We start from the raw sequence: 25,664 nt of genomic DNA, 5'->3' as shown, positions 1-25,664 counted from the left end.
CACTGCGGACGCCGGGGCTCTCAGGCCTCGGCGTCCGCCCCGGTGCCATTTCCGGCGTCCTCCCCGGTGTCCTCCCCGGCCCCGTCCCCGGCGACCGCCGGGCGCACGGCGTCCGCGCCACCCTCGAGCAGCGCACGGAAGCCGTCCTCGTCGAGGACCGGCACGCCGAGCTGCTCGGCCTTGTCGGCCTTGGACCCGGCGTTCTCGCCCACCACCACGAAGTCGGTCTTCTTCGACACCGAGCCCGCGGCCTTGCCGCCGCGGGCGAGGATCGCCTCCTTGGCCTCGTCGCGGCTGAAGCCCTCGAGGGAGCCGGTGACCACGACCGAGAGCCCCTCCAGCGTGCGGGGCGTGGACTCGTCGCGCTCGTCGGCCATGGCGACGCCGGCGGCCGTCCACTTCTCGACGATGTCGGCGTGCCAGTCGACCGAGAACCACTCGATCACCGCCTCCGCGATGGTCGGGCCGACGCCCTCGGCAGCGGCCAGCTCGGCCTCGCTGGCCGCCCGGATCCGCTCCATCGAGCCGAACTCCTGGGCCAGCGCGCGCGCGGCGGTCGGCCCCACGTGGCGGATCGACAGCGCGACCAGCACCCGCCACAGCGGCACCTGCTTGCGGTCGCCGAGGTTGGCGAGGAGCCGCTGGCCGTTGGCGTTGAGCACCGGCCCGTCGCCCTCGTCCTTCTTCGGCGCACGGGTGAACAGCGGCGCCCGCAGCAGCCCCTCGGCGGTGATGTCGAAGACGTCGCCCTCGTTGGCGATCACGCCGGCGTCGAGCAGGGCGGTGGCCGCCTCGTAGCCCAGGCCCTCGATGTCGAAGGCGCCGCGGCCGGCGACGTGGAAGACCCGCTCCCGGGCCTGCGCGGGGCAGGACCGGTGGTTGGGGCAGCGCAGGTCCCGGTCGCCCTCCTTCTGCTGGTACAGCGGGGTCCCGCAGGCGGGGCACTCGGTCGGCATCACCCACTCCGGCAGGCCCTCGGGCCGCAGCGCCAGGACCGGGCCGACGATCTCGGGGATCACGTCGCCGGCCTTGCGCAGGACGACGGTGTCGCCGGGGCGCACGTCCTTGCGCTTCACCTCGTGGGCGTTGTGGAGGGTGGCCTTCTCGACCGTCGAGCCGGCCACGCGGGTCGGCTCCATCCGCCCGAACGGCGAGACCCGACCGGTGCGGCCGACCTGAACCTCGATCGCGTGGAGCAGGGTGTTGACCTCCTCCGGCGGGTACTTGAACGCGATCGCCCACCGGGGAGCCCGGCTGGTCGACCCGAGCCGCCGCTGCTGGCCGACGTCGTCGACCTTGAGCACGACGCCGTCGATCTCGTGCTCGACGTCGTGGCGGTGCTCGCCGTAGTGCTCGATGAACTCCTGCGCCTCGGCGAGGGACTCCACCACCCGGGCCCGGTCGGAGGTCGGCAGGCCCCACGCCCGCAGCGCGTCGTACGCCGCGGACTGGGCGCGCGGCTCGAAGCCCTCGCGCTTGCCGATGCCGTGGCAGACCATGCCGAGCGCGCGCGTGGCCGTGACGCGGGGGTCCTTCTGCCGCAGCGAGCCGGCGGCGGCGTTGCGCGGGTTGGCGAAGACCGGCTTCCCGGCGTCGGTCATCGCCTCGTTGAGCCGCTCGAACGCCTCGACCGGGAGGAACACCTCGCCCCGCACCTCGACCAGCCGCGGGACCGGGTGCTCGTCGGTACCGGTGAGCCGGTGCGGGACGGAGTCGATGGTCTTGACGTTCGGCGTGACGTCCTCGCCGGTGCGGCCGTCCCCCCGGGTCAACGCGCGGACGAGCCGGCCGTCCTCGTAGAGCAGGTTGATGGCGAGCCCGTCGACCTTGAGCTCGCAGAGCAGTGCCGGGTCCTCCACGCCGTCGCGGCGCAGCCGGCCGTACCACGCCTCCAGCTCCTCGAAGGAGAAGGCGTTGTCCAGGCTCTCCATGCGCTGGAGGTGGTCCACCGCCGTGAAGTCGGTGGACACGGCTCCCCCGACCTTCTGGGTCGGGCTGTCGGGCGTGCGGAGCTCGGGGTTCGCCTCCTCGAGCTCCTCGAGCCTGCGCATCCGCCGGTCGAAGTCGGCGTCGGAGAGCGAGGGGGCGTCGAGCACGTAGTAGCGCCAGCGGGCGTCCTCGACCTCCTCGGCCAGCCGTCGGTGCTCCTCGCGTGCGTCCTCGCTCGCCGGGGTCGGGTCGGTCATGGGGACATCTTGCCCGGCCCCTCCGACACCGCTCGCAGCCCACCGATGAGGCGCGGCGGCGGGAGCGGTCCAGACCAGTGGAATAGGACCGGCAGGTCGCTGGTTGGGGCTCGATGGAACGAAACGGTTCCGTTTCGTCCAGGTGAACGAGAGGTGGACACCCGACCATGGTCCCGACCGGCACCGACGCCGAGCACGCTCCCCGACCGCGCATCGAGGGCGACCGCGAGCAGGAGATCCTCGCGGCGACCCTCGAGGTGCTGGGCGACGTCGGCTACGACCGGCTGACGATGGACGCCGTGGCCACCCGGGCGCGGGCCTCCAAGGCCACGCTCTACCGCCGCTGGTCGAGCAAGGCCCGGCTGGTGGTGGAGGCCCTCCACTCGACCAAGACGCCGACGGAGGTGCCCGACACCGGCAGCCTGCGCGAGGACCTGACGCTGCTCTTCTGCGGGTTCGGCCCCGGGGACGGCCTGATGGACCGCGAGCAGGTCGGCCTCTTCGCCAGCGTCATCACCGCCATCGCCCGCGACGCCGACTTCGCCGCCGCCTGGCGCGAGCACGTCGTCCCCCTCAAGCAGGCGCCCTCCCGCGAGGTGTGGGAGCGCGCCGTACGACGCGGCGAGGTCCGCGCCGACGCCGACCTCGACCTGCTCGAGGCGGCCCTGCCCGGCATCGTCCTGCACCGCGTCTTCGTCCTCGGCGAGGAGCCTTCACCCGAGCTCGTCGCCCGCGTCATCGACCAGATCGTCCTACCCGCCGCCACCGACGGCCACTGAAAGAGAAGGAAGAGGACCACCCATGTCCGACATCACCACCACCGACACCTCGGTGGCCGATCCGGGGACGGGGCGTACCCGACACCTGGGCTGGGCCCTCGTGCTCATCTCGGTCGCCCAGCTGATGGTCGTGCTCGACGCGAGCATCGCCAACATCGCCCTGCCCTTCATCGGCGAGGACCTCGACATCGACGAGGCCAACCTGACCTGGATCGTCACCGGCTACGCCCTGGCCTTCGGCGGCCTGCTGCTGCTCGGCGGCCGCCTGGCCGACCTCTACGGGCGCCGCCGGATCTTCATGATCGGCCTGGCGGTCTTCGCGGTCGCCTCGCTCCTGGGCGGCATCGCGACCAGCGAGCCGCTCCTCCTCGGCGCCCGCGGCCTGCAGGGCCTCGGCGCGGCGCTCGCCTCCCCCGCCGCCCTGGCGCTGATCACCACGACGTTCCCGGCCGGCCCGGCGCGCAACCGCGCCTTCGCCGTGTACGCCGCCATGTCGGGCGCCGGCGCCGCCGTCGGCCTGATCCTGGGCGGCTGGCTCACCGGGCTCGACCCGATCCTCGGCCTCGAGGGCTGGCGCTGGACGTTCCTCATCAACGTGCCGATCGGCGTCGTCGCGGCGCTGCTGGCGCCGCGCTTCCTGCCGGAGTCCGAGTCGCACCCCGGTCAGCTCGACGTGCCCGGCGCCGTCACGGGCACCCTCGGCCTGCTGGGCCTGGTCTACGGCTTCAGCCGGGCCGGCGAGGAGGCGCACGGCTGGGGCGACACGTGGACGATCGCCTCGCTCGCCGCCGGCGTCGCCCTGCTCCTCGCCTTCGCGTTCGTCGAGTCCCGGGTCTCCCACCCGCTGCTCCCGGTCCGGGTCTTCGCCAACCGCACCCGTGCCACCAGCTTCCTCGTGATGGCGCTGGTCCCGGCCGCGATGTTCGCGATGTTCTACTTCCTCAGCCTGTTCATCCAGCTGGTCGTGGGCTACAGCCCGCTCGAGACCGGGTTCGCGTTCCTGCCGTTCTCGGTCGGCATCGTCATCGGCGCCGGGGTCTCCTCGAACCTGGTCAACCGCATCGACGCGCGCTACATCGCCGGCGTCGGCACGCTGATGGCGGTCGTGGCCCTGGTGGGCTTCTCCCGGCTCTCGGTGCCCACGGGCGCGGCCGACCTCCTCGCGCTGGGCCCCGACGGCCACCTCGGCTCGGACGTGAGCTACTGGGCGTCGATCTTCCCGTTCATCGTCCTGATGTCGATCGGCATGGGCCTCACCTTCGTGCCGCTCACCCTGACCGCGGTGCACCACCTGCGCGCCGAGGACTCCGGCATCGGCTCCGGCGTGCTCAACACGATGCAGCAGGTCGGCGGCGCGCTCGGCCTGGCCATCCTCGGCACGGTCTCCCTGCACTACGCCGAGGGCACCAAGGACCGGCTCTCCGAGCAGCTGACCGCCCAGGGCCTCCCGCCCGAGCAGGCCGGCGGCCTCGCCTTCCTCGGCTCGTTCACCGAGGGCGCCACGGCGGCGTTCCTGGTCGGCGCGGCACTCATCGCGCTCGGCTCGATCGCGATCTGGGCGTTCCTCAACGTCAAGCACACCGAGCTCGCGACCGACGGCCCCGAGGGCGGGGTCCACGTCGGCTGAGCTCAGCCCGCCCGCACGTTCGCGGCGCTCGTCCTGACCAGGGCGAGCGCCGCGCGTGCGTACGACGCGTCCGCGCCCGCGAGACCGCAGGCCGGGGCCACGACCAGGCCGGGCAGCTCGGCGGGGTCCAGGCCGAGCATGTCCAGCCAGCGGAGCACCCGCTCGGTGACGTGGGAGTCGCCGGGCAGCGCACCGCCGGCGCCCGGCAGCACGCCGAGGGCGACCGACTCCCCCGCCTCGAGCGCCTCGGCCAGCCCGTCGTGGTCGGCGGCCGCCAGCACCTCGACATCGACCGACAGCCCACGGGCACCGGCGCCGCGCACGAGGCCCCAGGGCGTCCCGGGGGCGCACGCGTGCACCCACGGCTCCGCACCGGCCTCGGCGATCGCGCCCAGCACCCACTCGAGGCCCTGGGACGCCTCCGGCAGGTCGACCGTGCGGTGCCGGCCGAAGCCGGAGGCGGTCGGCACGGACCCGGAGACGACGGCGGCGAGCGCCGGCTCGTCGACCTGGACGACCAGCCGGTCGACCGACGGCAGCCGGCGACGCACGTCGGCGACGTGGGAGCGGACCCCCTCGGCGAGCGCCTGGGCCAGCTCCCGGCGGGCACCGTGGTCGGCGAGGACCTTGTCCCCGCGGGGCCGCTCGACGGTGGCGGCCAGGGTCCACGGCCCGGCGACCTGGACCTTGAAGGCGCCGCCCGGGGACGTCAGCGCGGCCTGCGCCTGCTCCTCGAGCCCGTCGAGGTCCTGGGCGAGCCGGCTGCGTGCGCGCCGGTGGTCGAGGCCCGGGGACCCCGAGGACCCGGTGAGCCGCCAGCCGGCCGGCTGCAGGTCGGCGTCAAGCCCGTCGAGGACGGCGAGGCCGCGACCGGTCATCGTGGCGGTCGCGCCGCGGCCGGGCACCTCGGGCAGGTACGGCAGCCCGGGCTCCTCCCCCAGCTCGCCGAGCACGACCCTGACCGCCTCGTCGAACCACCGCTGGTCCTCGCCCGGGTGCGATCCGACCCCGGTGGCCAGCGTCCGCCCCGCGATCACGCGGGGACCCGCTGGGTCGCGGCGATGGTGGCCGAGCCGACCACCCGCGTGCCGTCGTACACCACGACCGCCTGGCCGGGCGCGATGCCGTACGCCGGGTCGAGCAGCTCGACGTCCACGCCGTCCGGGCCGACGGCCACCCGGGCGCGGTGCTCGTCGCCGTGCGCGCGCAGCTGGACGGTGACGCCGGGCCCGTCGAGCCCGGTCGGCACGGTGCCGCACCAGCGCGGCCGGACGCCCCGCAGGTGGGCCACCGCGAGCCGGTCGCGGGGGCCGACCCGGACGGTGCCGGAGACCGGCTCGATGTCGAGCACGAAGCGCGGCTTGCCGTCCGCGGCGGGCGTCCCGATCCGCAGCCCCTTGCGCTGGCCGATCGTGTAGCCGTAGGTGCCCCCGTGCCGGCCGAGCACCTCGCCGGTCGCGTCGTCGACGATGTCGCCGCCGTGGTTGGGCGCGCGGTCGCCGAGCTTCTCGCGCAGCCAGCCGGCGTTGTCGCCGTCGGCGACGAAGCAGATGTCGTGGCTGTCCGGCTTGTCCGCGACGAGCAGCCCGCGGCGGGCGGCCTCCTCGCGCACCTGGGCCTTGGGGGTGTCCCCGAGCGGGAACAGGGAGTGCCGCAGCTGGTCCTGGTCGAGCACCCCGAGGACGTAGGACTGGTCCTTGCCGCCGTCGGCCGCGCGGTGCATCTCGACCAGCCCGTCCGCGCCCTCGCGCAACTGCGCATAGTGGCCGGTGACGACCGCGTCGAACCCGAGCGCCAGCGCGCGGTCGAGGACCGCGGCGAACTTGATCTTCTCGTTGCAGCGCAGGCACGGGTTGGGCGTGCGCCCGGCGGCGTACTCGTCCATGAAGTCCTCGACCACGTCCTCGTGGAAGCGGTCGCTCATGTCCCAGACGTAGAACGGGATCCCGATGACGTCGGCCGCGCGGCGCGCGTCGTTGCTGTCCTCGATGGTGCAGCAGCCGCGGGCGCCGGTGCGGTACGACGCGGGGTTGCGCGAGAGGGCCAGGTGGACGCCGGTCACGTCGTGGCCGGCCTCGGCGGCGCGGGCGGCGGCGACGGCGGAGTCGACGCCGCCGGACATGGCGGCGAGGACCCTCATGCCCGCGCGGCCCGGGCCCGCTCGACGACCGGGACGATGGCCTCCACGACCGCGTCGACGTCGGCGGCGGTGCTGGTGTGGCCGAGGGAGAAGCGCAGGGAGTGGCGGGCGGACTCCTCGTCGCAGCCCATCGCGAGCAGCACGTGGCTGGCCTGCGGCACGCCCGCGCTGCAGGCCGAGCCAGTGGAGCACTCCACGCCCCGCGCGTCGAGCAGCATCAGCAGCGAGTCGCCCTCGCAGCCGGGGAAGCCGAGGTGGGCGTTGCCGGGGAGGCGGTGCCCCGGGCGGTCCAGCGGGGCGCCGTGAAGGTGGGCGTCGGGCACGCGCTCGACGATGCGGCGGACGAGGTCGTCGCGGAGCGCCGCGACCCGGGCCGCGTGCTCGGCCTGGTTCTTGACCGCCAGCTCCACCGCGGCGGCGAACCCGGCGATCGCCGGCACGTCGAGCGTGCCGCTGCGGATGTCGCGCTCCTGCCCGCCACCGTGGACGATCGGGACCACGCCGAGCTCGCGCCGCACGACGAGCGCGCCGACGCCGTAGGGACCGCCGACCTTGTGCCCGGTCAGGGTCAGGGCGTCCACGCCGGTGCGGGCGAAGTCGACCGGGACCTGCCCGACGGCCTGGACGGCGTCGGTGTGGACCGGGATGCCGTGGGGCGCGACCGCCGCCACGACCTCCTCGACCGGCTGCACCGTGCCGACCTCGTTGTTGGCCCACATCACCGAGACGACCGCGACGCTCGCGGGGTCGCGCTCGACGGAAGCGCGCAGCGCGTCGACGTCGAGGACGCCGTGCCGGTCCACCGGCAGCAGCTCCACCTCGGCGCCCTCGTGCTCCTCGAGCCAGTGCACGGTGTCGAGCACGGCGTGGTGCTCGACGGCCGTGGTCAGCACGCGCGTGCGCCGGGGGTCGGCGTCGCGACGGGCCCAGAAGACCCCCTTGACCGCCAGGTTGTCGGCCTCGGTGCCCCCGGAGGTGAAGACGACCTCGCCGGGACGGCAGCCGATCGCCTGCGCGATGGTCTCCCGCGACTCCTCCACCACCCGGCGCGCGTGGCGGCCGGAGGCGTGCAGGGAGCTGGGGTTGCCGACCTCGAGCATCCGGTTCGTCATCGCCTCCACGGCCGCGGGGACCATCGGGGTGGTCGCGGCGTGGTCGAGGTAGACGGTCCTGCTGGTCATGGCACCCCCAGCCTACGGCGCGCCCCTCCACCCGACCGAGGTGGCGGTCCCGCCGGGGTCACTGGGGCGCGAGCACCGCGACGACGGCGCGGTGGTCGGTGCCGCCGAGGGCGACGGTCCGCGCGGAGCGGGCGGCGAGGTCCTCGCCCACGAGCACGTGGTCGATCTGGACCAGCGCGGGCAGGACCCCGAGCGGGCCGAACAGCCCGTTCTCGGGCCAGGTCGGCCGGTAGCCGGCGTTGGTGAGCTCGACGGCGTCGCGGTAGCCGGCGTCGACGAGCCGCCGGAGCGGGGCGTGGTCGAGGGTGGCGTTCAGGTCGCCGACGACGAGGTCGGCCCCGCCACGGACCGCGGCGCGGCGCACGGTGTCGTGGTCGCGTCGCCAGCCGTCCGCGTCGAGCGGCGCGCCGGGGTGGACGGCGAGCAGGGTCAGCCCGCCCGGTCCCCCGACGTCGACCTTCCAGGAGCCCAGGGGCGTGTCGAGGCGGCGCGGCTCGGACAGCGGCACCCGGCTGAAGACCATGGTCCCCACGACGGGGTCGGTCTCGGGCCCGCCGACGGAGTACGGCAGGACGTCGTCGATGCCGGCCGAGCGCATCCGCCGCAGCGCCGGGCCGGTGACCTCGTTGACCACCAGCAGGTCGGCCTCCTCGGCGCTGGCCAGCTCGACCAGCCCGAGCGCGTCACCCTCGCCCTGGAACAGGTTGGACGTCACCACGACGAGCGGCTCGGCGCCGCGGGCGGCGGGCGGGTTGGGCCCCAGCCAGTACGGCGCGAGCCACCACCCGTGCAGGGCCAGGCCGACCGCCGCGAGCGCCACCGGCACGAGCTCCAGCCGGCCGCGCCACCGGGCGTGCACGATCCCGCCGACGACCAGCGCGGCGGCGTACAGCGGGAGCGCGTAGGGGGCGAAGGACACCGCCCGGACCGCCGGCCCCCAGGACGGGTCGCCCAGCCGGAGGGCGGTGAGCACGACGGCGGGCAGGAGCAGCAGCGTCACCAGGGTGAGGCCGAGGTGGTCGCGCACCCACCAGCCGGCCCCGGACAGCGCCCGACGGACCACGTCAGACCAGGACGAGGTCGTCGCGGTGGACGACCTCGCGCTCGTACGCCGCGCCGAGCTCCTGCGCGAGCTCGCGCGAGGACCGCCCCAGCAGGTCGGGGAGCTCCTCGGAGTCGAAGTTGACCAGGCCGCGCCCCACGACGACGCCGTCGGGCCCGACCACGTCGACCGGGTCACCGGCCTGGAAGGTGCCGGTCACCCCGGTGACACCGGCCGCCAGGAGCGAGGCCCGCCGCTCGACCACGGCCCGCACCGCACCCGCGTCGAGCACGAGCGAGCCGAGCGGCTCAGTCGCGTGCGCCAGCCACAGGAGCCGGGTCGGGCGACGGCGCCCGGTGGCGTGGAAGAGCGTGCCCACCCGGTCGCCGGCCAGCGCGTCGCCGGCCCGGTCGGCGGAGGTGAGCACGACGGGGACGCCGGCGCCGGTGGCGATCCGGGCGGCCTCGACCTTGGTCTGCATCCCACCGGTGCCGACGCCGGCCGAGCCGGTCCCGCCGATGTCGACCGCGGCCAGGTCGGCCTCGGAGACCACGTCGCCGAGCAGCCGGCTGCCCGGCACCGAGGGCGCGGCGTCGTACAGCCCGTCGACGTCGGAGAGCAGGACCAGGAGGTCGGCGTGGACCAGGTGGGCGACCAGCGCGGCCAGCCGATCGTTGTCGCCGAAGCGGATCTCGGTGGTGGCGACCGTGTCGTTCTCGTTGACGATCGGCAGCACGCCGAGCTCGAGGAGCTTCGCGAGCGTCTGGTGGGCGTTGCGGTAGTGCGCGCGGCGGGTCACGTCGTGCACCGTGAGCAGCACCTGCCCGGCGACGACCCCGTGCCGGGCGAGCTCCTCGGTGTAGCGGTGCACGAGCAGCCCCTGGCCCACCGACGCGGCGGCCTGCTGGGCGGCCAGGCCGCGGGGGCGGGTGCGCAGGCCCAGCGGGGCGAGGCCGGCCGCGATCGCGCCCGAGGAGACCAGCACGACCTCCGCGCCGCGCGCGCGGACCGCGGCGAGCACGTCGACGAGGCGGCTGACCCGCTCGGGGTCGATGCCGCCGGCGGCGGTGGTCAGCGAGGAGGAGCCGACCTTGACCACCACGCGGCGGGCACCGGTCACCTCCGCCCTGCTGGACGGCGCCTCACTCACCCGGGTCGTCCTCGGCCCAGTCGGGGTCCTCCGCGGTCCCGATCTCGTACGACGTGGGACCGGCCGGCCGGTCCAGCCGGCGGGCGACGTCGGCGCGGGTCTCGCCCTCGACGCGGTCGTCCATCAGCTCGTCGATCGCGCGGCGGCGGCGGGCGGCGGGTCGGGACTCGTCGAAGCGCTGGTCCTCGCCGCGGCGGCCGAGCATCTCCGCGCCGGCCTCCATCCCGGGCTTGAAGTCGAAGACGACCGCGTTGTCGGGGTGGCCGATGAGGACGGTGTCTCCCTCCTCCGCGCCGAGCTTGACGAGCCGGTCCTCGACGCCGAGACGGTTGAGCCGGTCGGCGAGGAAGCCGACGGCCTCGTCGTTGCTGAAGTCGGTCTGGCGGACCCAGCGCTCCGGCTTGGTGCCGCGCACCCGCCAGCCGTCGTTGGTCGCGGTGATGGTGAAGTCGTCGCCGCCGTCGGCCCCGGCCGGGCGCAGCACGATCCGCTTGGTCTCCGCCACCGGCGTGGCGGCGCGGGAGGCCTCGACGATCGCGGCCATCGCGAAGGTCAGCTCGCGCAGGCCGGCGCCGGACGCGGCGGAGACGGGGAGGACGGTGAGGCCGCGCGCACGCAGGTCCTCGATGGTGATGTCGGCGAGGTCGGAGCCGTCGGGGACGTCGACCTTGTTGAGCGCGACGAGGCGCGGCCGGTCCTCGAGGCCGCCGTACCGGCTCAGCTCGTTCTCGATGACGTCGAGGTCGTCCACCGGGTTGCGACCCGGCTCGATGGTGGCGGTGTCGATGACGTGGACGATCGCCGCGCAGCGCTCGATGTGGCGCAGGAAGTCGTGGCCCAGGCCGCGGCCCTCGCTGGCGCCCTCGATCAGGCCCGGCACGTCGGCGACGGTGAACGTCGTGTCGCCGGCCGTGACCACGCCGAGGTTCGGCACCAGCGTCGTGAACGGGTAGTCGGCGATCTTCGGGCGCGCCCGGGAGATCGCGGCGATCAGGCTGGACTTGCCGGCGCTCGGGAAGCCGACCAGGCCGATGTCGGCCACGACCTTGAGCTCGAGCACGATGTCGAGCTCCTCGCCGGGCTCGCCGAGCAGGGCGAAGCCGGGCGCCTTGCGCTTGCTGCTGGCCAGCGCGGCGTTGCCGAGGCCGCCGCGGCCACCCTGGGCGATGACCAGCTCGGTGCCGCCGCCGACGAGGTCGGCCAGCACCGTTCCGTCGCGCAGGCTCACGACGGTGCCGTCGGGCACCGGCAGCACCAGGTCGGCGCCGTGGCCGCCGTTGCGGTGGGCGCCCGCGCCCTGCCCGCCGTGCTCGGCGCGGCGCTTGGGGCTGTGGTGGTACTCGACGAGCGTGGTGATCTGCGGGTCGACGCGCAGGATGACCGAGCCGCCGGGCCCGCCGTTGCCGCCGTCGGGCCCGCCGAGCGGCTTGAACTTCTCGCGGTGGACGGACGCGACGCCGTTCCCACCGCGCCCGGCTGCGACGTGCAGGGTCACGCGGTCGACGAACGTGGGGACGGCCATGGTTCTACCTACTTCTGTGGCGGTGTGCCGGGGAGAAATGACGAAGGGCGCCCCGGATCCGGGGCGCCCTACGGTGGCCGGTGAGAGACCGGCCGACGATGTGTCGCCTCAGGTCACTCGCCCGGGACGATGTTCACGACGCGACGACCACGGCGGGTGCCGAACTCGACCGCACCGGGAACGAGCGCGAACAGCGTGTCGTCGCCGCCACGGCCGACGCCGCTGCCCGGGTGGAAGTGGGTGCCGCGCTGGCGGACGATGATCTCGCCGGCGTTGACGGCCTGGCCGCCGAAGCGCTTGACGCCCAGACGCTGCGCGTTGGAGTCGCGACCGTTCTTGGTCGACGCCGCGCCCTTCTTGTGTGCCATGTCGTGTCCTTGGGTGTGGGTTGCTGACCTGAGAGCGCGGGGCTCAGAGGGAGATGTCGGTGACCTTGACCTGGGTGTACTTCTGGCGGTGACCCTGGCGCTTCTTGTAGCCGGTCTTGTTCTTGTACTTCTGGATGATGATCTTCGGGCCCTTGGTGGCACCGACGACCTCGGCGGTCACCGAGGCGCCGCCGAGCTTGGCGGAGTCGGAGGTGACGGTCTCGCCGTCGACCACGAGCACGACGGGGAGGGTGAGGGAGTCACCGGCGGCCGTCGCGACCTTGTCGATCTCGATGACGTCGCCCACGGCAACCTTCTGCTGCTTGGCGCCTGCGCGCACGATCGCGTACACCGCGGTCTCCTTCGTCGGTCTCTGCTCGATGTCTCTGGGCACTGCGTTCGGGTCTCCGGGCACGCACGCTGGCGCGCCGCACGGAGAGAGGGCGCACTGGGAAGCGCGCACCGAGGGTCAATAGTACGGACGTGGGGCGACGACCGCAAAACGCCGGTACGCCGCCCCACCCTCCGTGGCCTGCACGGTCAGCGCTTGCGCGGGCTCCGCTTCTTCACGGGCACGGCCTCGACCGAGGAGTCGTCCACGCCCTGGCCGGAGTCCTGGCCGGAGTCCTGGCCCGAGGCCTGGCCATCGGTGGCCGCGGCGCCGTCCACGGCGGCCCCACCGCCGGCCTGGGCCCCTGCGGGCGGACCGGCCGGACGGGTGGCGCTGCGACCGCGCGTGCGGGTCACCACACGCGGCGGGGGCGGCGTCTCCACCGGCGTCGCCGGGGTCGTCTCGAGCGGCTCGACGGCCTCGGCGGTGGCCGGGGCCTCCGGGGAGGCCGGCTCGCTGATCGAGACCGGCTCGCTCACCGTGACGGTGGCGGGCTGGCCGGCCGGACGGCTGGCCGAACGGCGACGGGTGCGGGTCACCACCCGGGGCGCCGCCGGCTCGGCCGGCGCCTGGTCGAGCGGCACGGCAGGTGCCTCCGCAGCGGGCTCGGGTGCCGACCCAGCAGCCTGCTCCGGGGCCTGCTCGGCGGCCGGCTGCTTCGCGGGGTCGGCCGTCGGCTCGACCCGCGCCGGGACGTCGGCCTGCTTCTGGTCGGCCTGCTTCTGGTCGGCCTGCTTCTGGTCGGCCTGCTTCTGGTCGGCCTGCTTCTGGTCGGCCTGCTTCTGGTCGGCCTGCTTCTCGTCGTGGCGCGCCATCGCGGCGAGCTCCGCCGGCGTCGGCACCTTCGCGCCGCCGTCCTGGCCACCGTGCTGGCCACCGTGCTGGCCGCCGTTCTGCTTGCCCGACCCCTGCTGCTGGTCGTCGTCGCCCCGGCCCTTGCCGCCGCGGCGACGGCCGCTGCGACCGCGACCCTCGTCCTCGGCACCCTTGCGGGCCTCGACGGGCGCGTCGTGGATGACCACGCCGCGTCCCTGGCAGTGCTCGCAGTTCTCCGAGAACGACTCGACCAGGCCGGTGCCGATGCGCTTGCGGGTCATCTGCACGAGCCCGAGCGAGGTCACCTCGGCGACCTGGTGGCGCGTGCGGTCGCGGCCCAGGCACTCGACGAGGCGGCGCAGCACCAGGTCGCGGTTGGACTCCAGGACCATGTCGATGAAGTCGACGACGATGATGCCGCCGATGTCGCGCAGCCGGAGCTGGCGCACGACCTCCTCGGCCGCCTCCAGGTTGTTCTTGGTGACCGTCTCCTCGAGGTTGCCCCCGGAGCCGGTGAACTTGCCGGTGTTGACGTCGATGACCGTCATCGCCTCGGTGCGGTCGATGATCAGCGACCCGCCGGAGGGCAACCAGACCTTGCGGTCGAGCGCCTTGGCGATCTGCTCCTCGACCCGGTGGGCGGCGAAGACGTCCTTGCCGTCGTGCTCGGAGGGCTCGTAGCGCTCCAGCCGCTCGGCGAGGTCCGGGGCGACGTGCTGGACGTAGCCCTGCACGGTGTCCCAGGCGTCCTGGCCCTCGATGACGAGCCGGGAGAAGTCCTCGGTGAACAGGTCGCGGACCACCTTGAGGGTCAGGTCCGGCTCGCCGTACAGCAGCTGCGGGGCGCTGCCCTTGGCCTTCTTCTCGATGTCCTCCCAGCGCGCCTTGAGCCGCTCGACGTCGCGGGTCAGCTCGTCCTCGCTGGCGCCCTCGGCGGCGGTCCGCACGATCACCCCGGCGGTGTCGGGGACGATCTCCTTGAGCAGCGCCTTGAGGCGGCCGCGCTCGGTGTCGGGCAGCTTGCGGGAGATGCCGCTGGTGGTGCCGTCGGGCACGTAGACCAGGAACCGGCCGGCGAGGCTGACCTGGCTGGTCAGCCGGGCGCCCTTGTGGCCGATCGGGTCCTTGGTGACCTGGACGAGCACCGACTGGCCCGAGGAGAGCACCGACTCGATCTTGCGGGGCTGGCCCTCGCGGTGGCCGAGCGCGGACCAGTTGACCTCGCCGGCGTAGAGCACCGCGTTGCGGCCCTTGCCGATGTCGATGAACGCCGCCTCCATCGAGGGCAGGACGTTCTGGACGCGACCGAGGTAGACGTTGCCGATCAGCGAGGTCTGCGACTCGCGGGCGACGTAGTGCTCGACGAGCACCTTGTCCTCGAGCACGCCGATCTGGGTGAGCTCGTCGCGCTGGCGGATGATCATGACCCGGTCGACGGCCTCGCGGCGGGCCAGGAACTCGGCCTCGCTCACGATCGGCGCACGGCGGCGGCCGGCCTCGCGGCCCTCGCGACGGCGCTGCTTCTTGGCCTCGAGGCGGGTGGAGCCGGAGACCGCGGTGATCTGGTCCTCGCCAGTGCGGCCCTGGCGGACCCGCGTGACGGTCTTCTCCGAGTCCTCGCCACCCTCGTTGGCGTCCCCGCCCTCGCCCGAGCGGCGGCGACGCCGGCGGCGCCGCGAGGAGGAGCCCTCGCCGGACTCCGGCTCGTCCTTGCCCTGCTCAGACGTCTCGTCCTCGGCCTGGCCGGAGGCATCGCCGGACTTGTCGCCCGACGTGTCGCCGGAGCCGTTCCCGGACTGCCCGCCCTGGCCCCTGCCGCGCTGGTTGCGGCCGGCCGCCGGGGCCTCGTCGTCCTCGGCGGTGGCCTCGGAGCCGCCCTCGCCGGACTCACCGTTGCCGCCCCCGCCGGACTTGCGACGGCGGCGACCGCCGCGACGGCGCCGACGACGGCCGTTGCCGCCACCCTCGCCGTCCTGGTCCTGGTCCTGGTCCTCGTCGGTGTCCGACTCGCTGTCCGACTCGGTGTCCGCGTCGTCGGTGTCGGTGCCCGACTCGGTGTCGTCCTCGCTGTCGTCGGCGTCCGCGGGCGGCTCGACCGTCGGCTCGCCGGGGGCGACCTCGGTCAGCTCGGCCTCGTCGGTCTCGCCGGCGGCCGCGCCGTCGACGGCCTCGTCCTCGACCTCGGCGACCGGCGCCGGGGCGGCGACGGCCTTCTTGCGGGTACGGCGTGCCGGCGCCTTGACGGGCTCGGGCGCCTGGAAGAGCGGTACGGCGGCGCTGCGGGCCGCCTCGGTCGCGGGCTCGGCGGTCGGCTCGGCCGGCGCCTGGTCGGCGGGCTGCTCGACGGGCGCCTGGTCGGCGGGCTGCTCGACGGGCGCGTCGGCGTCGGCGGCCTTGGCGGCGGCCGTCTTGCGCGTGCTGGCCTTCTTGCCCGTGGTCTTCTTCGCGGTGCGCTTGGCGGCCGCCTTCTTCGCCGGCGGCGCCTCGCCCGCCTCGGCAGCCACCTCGGTGCCGACCGCGTCGACCGCCTCGGGCGCGACGTCGACCGGAGCGTCGCCGGGCGCCTCGACCGGAGCGGCGTCCGCGATCGGGAGCTCGGCCTCGGCGGCGACCGCTGCCTTCTTGGCGGTCCGCTTGGCGGTGGTCTTCTTGGCGGCGGTGGTCTTGGCCGCCGTCGCCTTCTTCGCGGCGGGCGCCTTCTTCGCCGCGCTCTTGCGCGCGGCGGTCTTGCGCGCCGGCGCGGCGTCGCCCTCGGGGGTGTCCCCCGGGACGGCGCCGGGGGTGGTGCCCACGGTGGTGTCGGTGGGGGCGACCTGCAGGTCGTCGTCAGCCATGTGCTGCTCCTCGGCCCGGCTCCCCGCAGGGCGGCCGGGCGGTCAGACGCCGCGGACCCGCGTGCTCAAGGTCGACGGCGCAAAGCCTTCGGTGGCGGCGACACCCTCCGCGGTGTGCGTCACTGGGAGCGGGAAGTCACCTGCCGCGGTCGCTGGGCCCTGTCACGGCCGCGTCGCGGTCTGGCGACGACCTGCACCCACCGTGCCGGCCCGCAGGCTGCGGACCAGGCGAGAACGTCGTCGGGTCGACGGGGTCGACCGTTGCCGAGTATCGCACACCACACCTGCGATGCGGTCATGCCCGCGCGCGCAGCGGGTCGCCGATCTCCCCGGTGGTCTCGTCGAGCGGGCCCTGGGCGACCCGGGTGAGCAGTGGCGCCGGGCCGACCGCCAACGCCGAGACCTGGGCGAGTCCGCTCAGGACGTCGTCGGGACGGATCGACGGCACGGCGTGTCGCAGCACCAGGTCGAGCCGCGCGCCGGCCGGGGAACCCTCCGGCGCGGGCCCGGCGACGAGCGAGACCACGGGGACCCGGCAGTCCAGCTCCCGCAGTCCCTTCTTGGTCATCCGCTCGACGACCACCGACCCGGTGGCGAGGAACGCGTCGACCGCGGTCGCCGCCTCCATCGGCTGGGCGGCGATGTCTGCCCACCAGTGGCTGCCCTCGAGCAGGTCCGCGAGGGAGCCGCCGGGCGACTCCACGACCTCGAGGACGTCGAGCCCGGAGGGCAGGGCCTCCTCCAGGCTGACGTGGACGTCGGCGGGGTCGAGGACCGCCGCGAGCCCGATCTCGAGGTACTCGGCCTCGCTCGCCGACCCGGTCGGTGCCGCACCGGCGTACGAGATGCGCGGGTGCGGGTTGAAGCCGGAGGAGTACGCCATGGGGATGCGGGCGCGGAACACCGCGCGCTCGAAGGCGCGGCTGAAGTCGCGGTGGCTGGTGAACCGCAGCCGGCCGCGCTTGGCGTACCGGATCCGCAGCCGCTGGACCGGCGGGGCTTGCTGCTCGGGCTGCTGACGCACCCCCGGATCCTACGGCCGGCAGTCCTCGAGCAGGGGATCGGCGAACGGGGCCGACCCGGGGCTGCAGCTCGGCGTGGGCGTCCGCTCGATCTCCTCGAGGCGGTCCAGGTTCCGGTCGAAGGTCACGCCGAGCAGCACGAACATGCCCACCAGGGCCAGGAGGGCCAGCGCGGACAGCAGCGTGCCGACGAGGCCGGTGACGAAGCCGGCGGTGGCGATGCCGTCACCTCCGAGGCGGCCGCCGGACGCGGCGATCTCGCGGCCCGCCGAACGGCCCAGCACCATCGCGGGGATGCCGCTCAGGAAGCCCAGGCAGGTGAGCGAGAGGACACCGAGGACGAGCGCTGCCGTCGCGCGGCCGGGGACCGGCGGCGGGGGCTGCGGCGTCCAGGCGGGGTGCGGTGGCTGGTACGGCGGTGGCTGGGTCACAGCAGCTCCTCCAGGACCGGTCGCATGGCCGGCGAGGGGTAGACGGTGCCCACACGCTCCCCCGCCAGCCAGGCGGTCAACCGCTCCGCCTCGAGGTCGAGCCGCGCGCGGACGGCTGCGGGCACGTCCTCGACGAGCCGGACGTGCACCCACCCCGCGGGGTCCTGCACCCAGCAGCCGACGACGCGCCCGTCCCACCAGGCGGTGGTGCCGGCGTTGCCGTTGCGGTCGAAGAGCAGCGGGGCGTGCGGGCCCAGGTACCAGCCGCGCTCCTTCCAGCCCACCACCGTCGGGTCGAGCACCGGGAGCAGCGCCACCCAGTCCTCCGGGGTGGCGACCGGGTCGAGGTCCCCGGGCAGCAGCCAGCCCGTGCCGCCGCCGTCGAGGCGCACCTGGACCGCGGCCAGGTCCGCGAGGGCCGCACGCACCGCTGCCTTGGTCGAGCCGAGCCACCAGACCAGGTCCACCTCCGTGCCGGGCCCGAAGGTCCACAGCCAGCGCCGCACCAGCTCGGCGTACCCCTCCGCGGGCGGAAGCGGGGCCGGCGGCTCCCCGAGCCAGTGCTCCATGCGGGTCCAGCGCGGCCGCGACACCCGCCAGTGCTGCGTGTTGGTGCCGCGCACGACGTGGGCGGAGGCGCCGAGCCCGGCCAGCACGCGCGAGACGAGGGTGGAGCCACCGAGGGCCGGCAGCGCCGCGCGGAGCTCGGCCGCGGTCAGCCCGTCGGGCCGTGCAGCGAGCAGCGCGAGCAGGTCCGAGCGCGCCGAGCGCAGCCAGGAGCCGCCGTCGGTCGCGATCCCCTCGAGCACGACGTCCTTGGCGACGCGCGCCTGCTCGGTCGCCGCCACCCGTGCGGCCGCGCTCCCCCACGCCGCCGGCAGCAGGTCGCGCGGGAAGACGAACAGGGTGCGCCGCATCGCCAGCTGCTTGACCAGGCTGCGGTCCGCCGCGAGCGCCCGGTCCAGGTCGGCGCGGGCGAACCCGTCGACGCGCGCCCACATCGAGAGGTACGGCGTCGCCGGCTCAGTCGAGTGCAGGACGGTCATGGCGGCGGTGGCCGTCTCGACGTCCGCCGCCCGCGCGGACGGCACGAGGCCGTGGCGGAGCCCGAGGCGCGCCCGTCGTTCGTCGTCGGTCACGTGGCGCACGGCGCCTATCCTGCCCACGTGAGTCGCTGGGTGCACGGGCTGTTCGCCCTCGTCGCCCTCGCGACGATCGTGGCGCTCGTCGTCCTGTGGCCCTCCCCCGACCGCGTGCCCGACGGTCCCCCGGGCTCCCCGACCGGCGGACCGAGCGGCATCCCGGAGCCGACCGGACCCTCCGCCACGGGTCCCTCCGGTGGTCCCACCGTCGGGCCGTCCGGGCCGTCCGGCGGGCCCACGGGGCTGCCGACGCTGCCCACCGAGCCCACCCAGACCTGCACCGACCCGCGCCCGGACCGGCTGGTGGCGCTGACGTTCAACATCCACGGCGGGCTCGGCGGCGGTGGCCTCGACCTGGAGCGCGTCGCCCGCGAGATCGAGGCGTGGGACGCCGACGTCGTCTTGGTGCAGGAGGTCGACCGGTTCCGCGCGCGGTCGCGGTTCGTCGACGAGCCGACCTGGCTGGGCACCCGCCTGGGCATGAACGTCGTCTTCGGTCGCAACGTCGTCCGCGCGCCCGAGCGCCGCGGTGCCCCCCGCTCGGAGTACGGCACCGCGCTGCTGAGCCGGCTGCCGGTGCGCCGCTGGGAGAACCGGCTCCTCCCCCGCCGGCCCGGCCAGGAGCAGCGCGGGCTGCTGCGCGCGACCCTCGACCTCGACGGCCGCGGGATCGACGTCTACGGCACCCACCTGCAGCACACCCGCGGCACGATCCGCATCGCACAGCTGCGAGCGGTGCGCCGGATGGTCGCCGCGGCCTCGGGCGCCTCGACGCCGTTCCTCCTCGGCGGCGACCTCAACGCCACGCCGGACTCCCCGGCGATGGCCGTCGCGCGGTCCTTCGCCCTGGATCCGTGGCCGGTCGTGGGCAGCGGGGAGGGGCTGACGGTCCCGCCGCGGGTGCCGAGGCGCAGGATTGACTACGTGCTCCACTCCCCCCACCTCCTCCCGACCAGCGCCCAGGTGCTGCGCTCGGCGATCAGCGACCACCGCGCCGTGCGCGTCAGCTTCGACGTCCCTCGCCCCGGGTGCGGGCAGTGACCGCGCCGCAGACGACCCGCGGCACCACGAGCACCGGAGGCGCCGGCCCGCGACGTACCGCCGCGCTCGCCGCGCCCCTGCTGCTCGTCGGCGTCCTGCTGCTCTCGTTGAACCTGCGACCGGCCGCGGTGAGCGTCGGGCCGGTGCTCGACGAGGTGCGCGACGCGTTCGGCATGTCCGGCGCGACCGCGGGCCTGCTCACCTCGCTGCCCGTGCTGGCGTTCGCGGTCTTCGGCGCGTTCGCCCCCACCGCCGCCCGCGCGGTCGGCCTGCACCGGGTGACGCTGCTGGCGCTGCTCGCCGTGGGCGGGGGCCTGCTGGGTCGCGCGGTCACCGGCAGCGAGACGGTCTTCCTTGGCCTGTCCCTGCTGGCCGTGGCCGGCATGGCGATGGCCAACGTGCTGCTGCCGTCGCTGGTCAAGCTGCACTTCCCCGACCGGATCGGGGCGATGACCGCGGCGTACACGACCGCGCTCGCCGTCGGCCTGACCGCCTCCCTGGCACTGACGGTCCCGGTCGCCGAGGCCTTCGGCGGCTGGCGGACGGGACTGGGGCTCTGGGCGGTCCTCGCACTGGTCGCGGCGCTGCCCTGGCTCGGCCTGGTCGCGCACGACCGCCGGCCCGCCGGCGAGCCCGGCACGCGCGCGGTGCGGTACGCCGAGGTCGCGCGGACGCCCCTCGGCCTGGCGATGGCGCTCTTCTTCGGCCTCCAGTCGCTGCAGGCGTACGCCGTGTTCGGCTGGTTCGCCCAGCTGTGGCGCGACAGCGGCTGGTCCCCCACCGCGGCGGGCCTGCTGGTCGCCCTGGTGGCGGCGGTCAGCATCCCGCTGTCGCTGTGGCTGCCCCGGCTCCTGGCCGCTCGCGAGAACCCCCTGAGCGTCCTGCTCGCGGTCATCGCCTGCTACCCGGTCGGCTACGTCGGCCTGCTCGTCGCGCCGTACTCGCTGGCACCGCTGTGGGCCGTGCTCGTCGGCACCGGCTGCTGCACCTTCCCGCTGATCCTCACCCTGGTCGGCCTGCGGGCCCGGACCCCGGGCGGCACCGCCGCGCTCTCCGCGTTCACCCAGTCGGCCGGCTACCTGCTGGCCGCGGCCGGGCCCTTCGCCATCGGCGTGGTCCACGACGCGAGCGGCGGGTGGGACCTGCCGGTGGTGGTGCTGCTCGTGCTGAGCCTGCCGCTGGCGCTCGTAGCGACGTACGTCGCCAAGCCCCGGGCGATCGAGGACCAGCTGCACCGGTGACCCGGAGGGCGGGCGCCGCGTCCGCTGCGGCGTCCGGCTGCCTGAGGCGCCGGTCACGTCGTAGGGTGCGGTCAGGCCGTCGGGAGCCGCACGACGCCGTACCTCTCGGGAGACGTCCGTGACCGCTTCGCACCGACCACGCACGGGGGCGCTGCGCGCGCTCCTGACCGGCCTCGTCACCGGCCTGGCGGCGACCGTCGCGACCGTGGCGGTCGCCGCACCGGCCCCCGCGGCCGAGCCCGCGCCCGGCGCCTTCACCGGCTACGCCTTCGACGCGCGGTGCGCGCCCACGCAGTCGGAGATGGACGCCTGGCTGACGTCCTCGCCGTTCTGGGGCGTGGGCGTCTACCTCGGCGGCTCGACGATGTCGTGCCGGCCCGACCCGGCCGACCCGGCGTCGGGCCAGCCGCACCTCGACGCGACCTGGGTGAGCCGGCAGACGGCCGCGGGCTGGCGGCTGCTGCCCCTCTGGGTCGGGCCCCAGGCCTCGTGCAGCAGCTACCCGGACCGGATCGACCCCACGTCCACGGACGCCTACGCCGCCGCCGACGCCCAGGGCCGGGTGGAGGCCGCCGCCGCCGTGCAGCGCGCCCGCGCGCTCGGCATCGCCCGGGGCAGCACCCTCTGGTACGACCTCGAGGGCGGCTTCGACCTCGAGGACACCGACTGCCGGCGCTCCGCGCTGCGATTCCTGTCGGGCTGGACCTCCGGGCTGCACGCCCTGGGCCACCGCTCCGGCGTCTACTCCAACATCGCGGACGGCATCCACGCCCTCGACAACGCCGACAACCTCTCCGCCGGCTCCTACGAGATGCCCGACCAGGTGTGGTTCGCCTGGGCGAACGGCCGGGCCGACACGGTGTTCTCCGACAAGGTCCGCGCCGGCAGCTGGACCGGGGAGCGCGTGCACCAGTACGCCCTCGACCAGAGCGCGACCTACGGCGGCGTCACGCTGGCCATCGACCGCAACTTCCTGCACGTCGGCGGCGGCTCGGTGGCTCCCCGCGCGCCGCGGGCGTGCGGCGGCGTACGCCTCGACCGCGCCGACTACCCGTCCCTCGCCAAGGGCCGCCGGGGCGCGGTCGTCGAGGCCGCGCAGTGCCTGCTCAAGCAGCGCGGCAGCTACCGCGGCCGGGTCGACGGCCGCTTCGACCGCGACGTGGCGGCCGCCGTGCGCAAGCACCAGCGCGCCCGCGACCTGTCCGCCACCGGCCGGGTCGACCGCCGTACCTGGACCAGCCTGCTCGCCGCCGGCTCCGGCCCGCTGCTCAAGGTGGGCTCCGCCGAGGACGCCGTACGCCGCCTCCAGCGCGCGCTGAACGTCGCCACCACCGCCGACCTCCGGGTCACAGGTGTCCTCGACGACGCCACGAGCCGCTGGGTGGCGACCTACCAGCGCCGGGTCGGCCGGCCCGTCACCGGTGTCGTCGCCGCCGACACCTGGACCGCCCTGCGCGCCGGGCGGGTCTGACGCCTGCGGGCAGGTCGGTGCCCGGGCCGACCGACCTCAGACGACGCTGAGCGGGAGCAGCTGGCGCCCGGTGGGGCCGATCTGGATCTCGGTGCCCATCTCCGGGCACACGCCGCAGTCGTAGCAAGGCGTCCAGCGGCAGTCCTCGACCTCGACGTCGGAGGAGCCGTCGGCGACGGCGAGAGCGTCCTCCCAGTCGGCCCACAGCCAGTCCTTGTCCAGGCCGGAGTCGAGGTGGTCCCAGGGCAGGACCTCGTCGTAGCCGCGCTCACGGGTGGTGTACCAGCCCAGGTCGACGACGCCGCCGCCCTCGACGGGGGCCAGGGCGCCCAGCGCCTGCTCGGCGGCGGCGACCCAGCGGTCGTAGGAGAAGTGCTCGCTCCAGCCGTCGAACCGGCCGCCGTCGCGCCAGACCTGCTCGATGACCGCGCCGACGCGACGGTCGCCGCGCGAGAGCAGTCCCTCGATGATGCCGGGCTTGCCGTCGTGGTAGCGGAAGCCGATCGCGCGACCGTACTTCTTGTCCTCCCGCACGGTGTCGCGCAGCTTGCGCAGGCGCTCGTCGGTGGTCTCGTGGTCCAGCTGCGCGGCCCACTGGAACGGCGTGTGCGGCTTGGGCACGAACCCGCCGATCGACACCGTGCAGCGCACGTCGTTGCGGCCGGAGACCTCGCGGCCCTTGGCGATGACGCGCTTGGCGAGGTCGGCGATCTGCAGCACGTCCTCGTCGGTCTCGGTCGGGAGGCCGCACATGAAGTAGAGCTTCACCTGCCGCCAGCCGTGGGAGTACGCCGCGGCGACGGTGCGGATGAGGTCCTCCTCGGTGACCATCTTGTTGATCACCTTCCGCATCCGCTCCGACCCGCCCTCGGGGGCGAAGGTCAGCCCCGAGCGGCGACCGTTGCGGGAGAACTCGTTGGCCAGGTTGATGTTGAACGCGTCGACGCGGGTCGAGGGCAGCGACAGCGAGACGTTCTGGCCCTCGTACCGGTCCGCCAGGCCCCTGGCGACCTCGCCGATCTCGGTGTGGTCGGCGCTGGAGAGCGAGAGCAGGCCGACCTCCTCGAAGCCGGAGCTGCGGATGCCGTTCTCGACCATCGCGCCGATCGTCTCGATCGAGCGCTCGCGCACGGGGCGGGTGATCATGCCCGCCTGGCAGAACCGGCAGCCGCGGGTGCAGCCGCGGAAGATCTCCACGCTGAACCGCTCGTGCACGGTCTCGGCCAGCGGCACCAGCGGCTTGGCCGGGTACGGCCACGCGTCGAGGTCCATCAGCGTGTGCTTGGTGACCCGGTACGGGACGCCGGGGACGTTCGGCACGACCGCGGCGATGGCGCCGTCGGCGCCGTAGCCGACGTCGTAGAACTTCGGCACGTAGACGCCGCCGCTGACCGCGAGCCGGCGCAGCAGCTCGTCGCGCGGGCTGGGCATGTCGCCGGCGGGCCGGCCCTGGGCCTTCCACTCCCGGACGACCTCGGAGATCGCGAGCACGATCTCCTCGCCGTCGCCGAGGACGGCGGCGTCGAGGAAGTCCGCGATCGGCTCGGGGTTGAACGCCGCGTGGCCGCCGGCCAGCACGACCGGGTCCTCGCCGGTGCGGTCGGCCGCGTGCAGCGGGATGCCGGCGAGGTCGAGGGCGTTGAGCATGTTGGTGTAGCCGAGCTCGGTGGAGAAGCTCAGGCCGAGCACGTCGAAGGCGCGGACCGGTCGGTGCCCGTCGACGGTGAACTGCGGGATCGGGCCGTGCTCGTCGCCCTCGCGGAGGACCTTCTCCATGTCCGGCCACACGGCGTACGTGCGCTCCGCCACGATCCAGTCGCGCTCGTTGAGCACCTCGTAGAGGATCTGGACGCCCTGGTTGGGCAGCCCGACCTCGTAGGCGTCGGGGTACATCAGGGCCCAGCGGACGGTCTCGCCGACCTCGGTGCCCGCGCCGCAGTCCCAGTCCTTGACCGTGGAGTTGAGCTCGCCCCCGACGTACTGGATCGGCTTGGACACCGAGGGGAGGCGGGGCTCGAGCCGCGGGAAGACGGACTCAGGGGCGGACATGGGCGACCTCTCGCAGGGCGGATCGGGACTGGTCAAGCGTACGTGCGCCGACCGATAGGTTCGAAGTCGTGAGCTCCCCCGCCGTCCGTGGTCCCTTCCAGTGGTCGGTCGTCGTGCCGGTCGTCGCCCTGATCGTCCTCGCCGCCACGTGGGCCAGCCACTCGCACTGGGCGGTGCTGGCGCTCATCGCTGCGGCGCTCGTCGGTGCCGTGCTGGCCGCGGTGCACCACGCCGAGGTGGTCGCGCACAAGGTCGGCGAGCCGTTCGGGTCGCTGATCCTCGCGGTCGCCGTGACGGTGATCGAGGTCGGGCTGATCGTCATGCTGATGACCAGCGGTGGGGAGGGCACGAGCACCTACGCCCGCGACACCGTCTTCGCCGCGGTGATGATCACCCTCAACGGCATCGTCGGGATCGCCCTCCTCGTCGGCGCGGTCAAGCACCACCTGGTGAGCTTCAACCCCTCGGGCACCGGCACGGCGCTCACGACCGTGATCGCCCTGGCCAGCCTCACGATGGTGCTGCCGAGCTTCACGACGTCCGGCGACGGCCGGGAGTTCTCCGCCTCGCAGCTGGCGTTCGCCGCCGTCGCCTCGATCGTGCTGTACGCCGGCTTCGTCTTCACCCAGACCGTGCGGCACCGCGACTTCTTCGTGCCGGTCACCAGCGACGAGTACGGCCGGATCACCGGCCTGCTCGACGAGGACGGCGACGACCACGCCGATCCGCCCTCGGGCCGCGAGACCGCGCTGAGCCTGGTCATGCTCGTGGTCGCGCTGGTCTCGGTCGTCGGCCTGGCCAAGCTGCTCTCCCCCACCATCGAGGACGGCGTGACGAGCCTCGGCGCGCCGTACGCCGTCGTCGGTGTCGTGATCGCCCTGCTGGTGCTCGCCCCCGAGTCCATCGCGGCGGTCCGCAACGCCTCCCGCGACCGGGTCCAGGTCAGCCTGAACCTCGGCTACGGCTCGGCGATGGCCTCCATCGGCCTGACCGTCCCGACCATCGCGGTCGCCTCGATCTGGCTCGACGGTCCGCTCGTCCTGGGCCTGGAGACCACCCAGCTCGTCCTGCTCGCGATCACCGTCGTCGTCTCGGCGCTCACGGTCGCCCAGGGTCGCGCCAAGTCCCAGCAGGGACTGGTGCACCTCGTCCTGTTCGGAGCGTTCCTGTTCCTCTCCGTGGTCCCCTGATCGGGCCTGGGTGAGGGGCCTGCGGGCCCAGGCCGACGGAC

At 74.6% G+C, this 25,664-nt stretch carries 20 protein-coding genes; 6 read left to right on the top strand and 14 right to left on the bottom strand.

Features of this window, described 5'->3' with window-relative positions; genetic code table 11:
- Nucleotides 1–20: 20 nt before the first annotated feature.
- Complete coding sequence (ligA, locus tag OSR43_RS06685; RefSeq protein ID WP_302270422.1) at nt 21–2,186, bottom strand: NAD-dependent DNA ligase LigA; 2,166 nt, start codon at nt 2,184–2,186, stop codon at nt 21–23.
- Nucleotides 2,187–2,353: 167 nt separating this feature from the next.
- On the opposite strand from ligA, the gene OSR43_RS06680 reads away from it, so the two are divergent.
- Both OSR43_RS06680 and OSR43_RS06675 read left to right on the top strand, forming a co-directional pair.
- Nucleotides 2,354–2,965, top strand: coding sequence for a TetR/AcrR family transcriptional regulator (locus tag OSR43_RS06680; RefSeq protein ID WP_302270420.1), 612 nt, complete (start codon nt 2,354–2,356; stop codon nt 2,963–2,965).
- A 22-nt stretch (nt 2,966–2,987) separates the two neighbouring features.
- Complete coding sequence (locus OSR43_RS06675) at nt 2,988–4,592, top strand: MFS transporter (RefSeq protein WP_302270419.1); 1,605 nt, start codon at nt 2,988–2,990, stop codon at nt 4,590–4,592.
- Between the two features lie 2 nt (nt 4,593–4,594).
- On the opposite strand, the gene OSR43_RS06670 is transcribed toward OSR43_RS06675, so the two are convergent.
- The 12 genes from OSR43_RS06670 to OSR43_RS06615 all read right to left on the bottom strand — a co-directional run bounded on the left by OSR43_RS06670 (nt 4,595) and on the right by OSR43_RS06615 (nt 18,637).
- Complete coding sequence (locus OSR43_RS06670; protein WP_302270417.1) at nt 4,595–5,629, bottom strand: methionine synthase; 1,035 nt, start codon at nt 5,627–5,629, stop codon at nt 4,595–4,597.
- A complete protein-coding gene (mnmA, locus tag OSR43_RS06665) occupies nt 5,626–6,732 on the bottom strand; it encodes a tRNA 2-thiouridine(34) synthase MnmA (protein ID WP_302270416.1) in 1,107 nt (368 codons plus the stop codon). Before mnmA ends, OSR43_RS06670 begins: the two co-directional genes overlap by 4 nt.
- Nucleotides 6,729–7,913, bottom strand: coding sequence for a cysteine desulfurase family protein (locus tag OSR43_RS06660; protein WP_302270415.1), 1,185 nt, complete (start codon nt 7,911–7,913; stop codon nt 6,729–6,731). The genes mnmA and OSR43_RS06660 overlap by 4 nt, the downstream gene beginning before the upstream one ends.
- 58 nt (nt 7,914–7,971) lie before the next feature.
- Nucleotides 7,972–8,940, bottom strand: coding sequence for an endonuclease/exonuclease/phosphatase family protein (locus tag OSR43_RS06655; RefSeq protein WP_302270414.1), 969 nt, complete (start codon nt 8,938–8,940; stop codon nt 7,972–7,974).
- A gap of 37 nt (nt 8,941–8,977) precedes the next feature.
- Nucleotides 8,978–10,105 (bottom strand): glutamate 5-kinase, encoded by a 1,128-nt coding sequence (gene proB, locus OSR43_RS06650; protein WP_302270412.1) that lies wholly within the window; start codon nt 10,103–10,105, stop codon nt 8,978–8,980.
- Nucleotides 10,098–11,627, bottom strand: coding sequence for a GTPase ObgE (obgE, locus tag OSR43_RS06645; RefSeq protein ID WP_302270411.1), 1,530 nt, complete (start codon nt 11,625–11,627; stop codon nt 10,098–10,100). The genes proB and obgE overlap by 8 nt, the downstream gene beginning before the upstream one ends.
- Before the next feature lie 113 nt (nt 11,628–11,740).
- A complete protein-coding gene (gene rpmA / locus OSR43_RS06640; protein ID WP_166189404.1) occupies nt 11,741–11,995 on the bottom strand; it encodes a 50S ribosomal protein L27 in 255 nt (84 codons plus the stop codon).
- Nucleotides 11,996–12,038: 43 nt separating this feature from the next.
- Nucleotides 12,039–12,347 carry a 50S ribosomal protein L21 gene (gene rplU, locus OSR43_RS06635; RefSeq protein ID WP_302270409.1) on the bottom strand — a complete coding sequence of 103 codons (309 nt, stop codon included), beginning with the start codon at nt 12,345–12,347 and terminating at the stop codon, nt 12,039–12,041.
- A gap of 188 nt (nt 12,348–12,535) precedes the next feature.
- A complete protein-coding gene (locus tag OSR43_RS06630) occupies nt 12,536–16,036 on the bottom strand; it encodes an Rne/Rng family ribonuclease (RefSeq protein WP_302270407.1) in 3,501 nt (1,166 codons plus the stop codon).
- Between the two features lie 295 nt (nt 16,037–16,331).
- Nucleotides 16,332–17,060: a TIGR03936 family radical SAM-associated protein gene (locus tag OSR43_RS06625; protein ID WP_302270405.1), complete on the bottom strand. Its 729-nt coding sequence runs from the start codon at nt 17,058–17,060 to the stop codon at nt 16,332–16,334.
- A 9-nt stretch (nt 17,061–17,069) separates the two neighbouring features.
- Complete coding sequence (locus OSR43_RS06620; protein ID WP_302270404.1) at nt 17,070–17,489, bottom strand: DUF4190 domain-containing protein; 420 nt, start codon at nt 17,487–17,489, stop codon at nt 17,070–17,072.
- Nucleotides 17,486–18,637: a winged helix DNA-binding domain-containing protein gene (locus OSR43_RS06615; protein ID WP_302270402.1), complete on the bottom strand. Its 1,152-nt coding sequence runs from the start codon at nt 18,635–18,637 to the stop codon at nt 17,486–17,488. Before OSR43_RS06615 ends, OSR43_RS06620 begins: the two co-directional genes overlap by 4 nt.
- Before the next feature lie 18 nt (nt 18,638–18,655).
- Here OSR43_RS06615 and OSR43_RS06610 point away from each other — a divergent pair, with 18 nt between their 5' ends.
- The 3 genes from OSR43_RS06610 to OSR43_RS06600 all read left to right on the top strand — a co-directional run bounded on the left by OSR43_RS06610 (nt 18,656) and on the right by OSR43_RS06600 (nt 22,384).
- Entirely contained in the window at nt 18,656–19,672 is a 1,017-nt protein-coding gene (locus OSR43_RS06610) for an endonuclease/exonuclease/phosphatase family protein (RefSeq protein ID WP_302270400.1), read from the top strand.
- On the top strand, nt 19,669–20,913 hold the full coding sequence (locus OSR43_RS06605; protein ID WP_302270399.1) for an MFS transporter: 1,245 nt from the start codon (nt 19,669–19,671) through the stop codon (nt 20,911–20,913). Before OSR43_RS06610 ends, OSR43_RS06605 begins: the two co-directional genes overlap by 4 nt.
- 118 nt (nt 20,914–21,031) lie before the next feature.
- Complete coding sequence (locus OSR43_RS06600; RefSeq protein WP_302270397.1) at nt 21,032–22,384, top strand: glycoside hydrolase domain-containing protein; 1,353 nt, start codon at nt 21,032–21,034, stop codon at nt 22,382–22,384.
- Nucleotides 22,385–22,420: 36 nt separating this feature from the next.
- Here the strand turns inward: OSR43_RS06600 and OSR43_RS06595 are convergent, their stop codons facing one another.
- On the bottom strand, nt 22,421–24,433 hold the full coding sequence (locus OSR43_RS06595; RefSeq protein WP_302270396.1) for a TIGR03960 family B12-binding radical SAM protein: 2,013 nt from the start codon (nt 24,431–24,433) through the stop codon (nt 22,421–22,423).
- A gap of 68 nt (nt 24,434–24,501) precedes the next feature.
- Between OSR43_RS06595 and OSR43_RS06590 the strand changes: the two genes are divergently transcribed.
- A complete protein-coding gene (locus OSR43_RS06590; protein WP_302270395.1) occupies nt 24,502–25,623 on the top strand; it encodes a calcium:proton antiporter in 1,122 nt (373 codons plus the stop codon).
- The last annotated feature ends 41 nt before the right edge of the window (nt 25,624–25,664 follow it).

Origin of the sequence: Nocardioides sp. Arc9.136 (assembly GCF_030506255.1) — a bacterium.
Classification (GTDB): Bacteria; Actinomycetota; Actinomycetes; order Propionibacteriales; family Nocardioidaceae; genus Nocardioides.
The sequence above is the reverse complement of the archived record's forward strand: the minus strand, read 5'-3'. Positions and strand labels throughout refer to the sequence as shown.

Bases quoted from the DNA above. Each gene is read 5' to 3' on its own strand.
- ligA (WP_302270422.1), bottom strand. From the start codon at position 2,186: ATGACCGACCCGACCCCGGCGAGCGAGGACGCACGCGAGGAGCACCGA.
- OSR43_RS06680 (WP_302270420.1), top strand. From the start codon at position 2,354: ATGGTCCCGACCGGCACCGACGCCGAGCACGCTCCCCGACCGCGCATC.
- OSR43_RS06675 (WP_302270419.1), top strand. From the start codon at position 2,988: ATGTCCGACATCACCACCACCGACACCTCGGTGGCCGATCCGGGGACG.
- mnmA (WP_302270416.1), bottom strand. From the start codon at position 6,732: ATGAGGGTCCTCGCCGCCATGTCCGGCGGCGTCGACTCCGCCGTCGCC.
- OSR43_RS06660 (WP_302270415.1), bottom strand. From the start codon at position 7,913: ATGACCAGCAGGACCGTCTACCTCGACCACGCCGCGACCACCCCGATG.
- obgE (WP_302270411.1), bottom strand. From the start codon at position 11,627: ATGGCCGTCCCCACGTTCGTCGACCGCGTGACCCTGCACGTCGCAGCC.
- rpmA (WP_166189404.1), bottom strand. From the start codon at position 11,995: ATGGCACACAAGAAGGGCGCGGCGTCGACCAAGAACGGTCGCGACTCC.
- OSR43_RS06630 (WP_302270407.1), bottom strand. From the start codon at position 16,036: ATGGCTGACGACGACCTGCAGGTCGCCCCCACCGACACCACCGTGGGC.
- OSR43_RS06595 (WP_302270396.1), bottom strand. From the start codon at position 24,433: ATGTCCGCCCCTGAGTCCGTCTTCCCGCGGCTCGAGCCCCGCCTCCCC.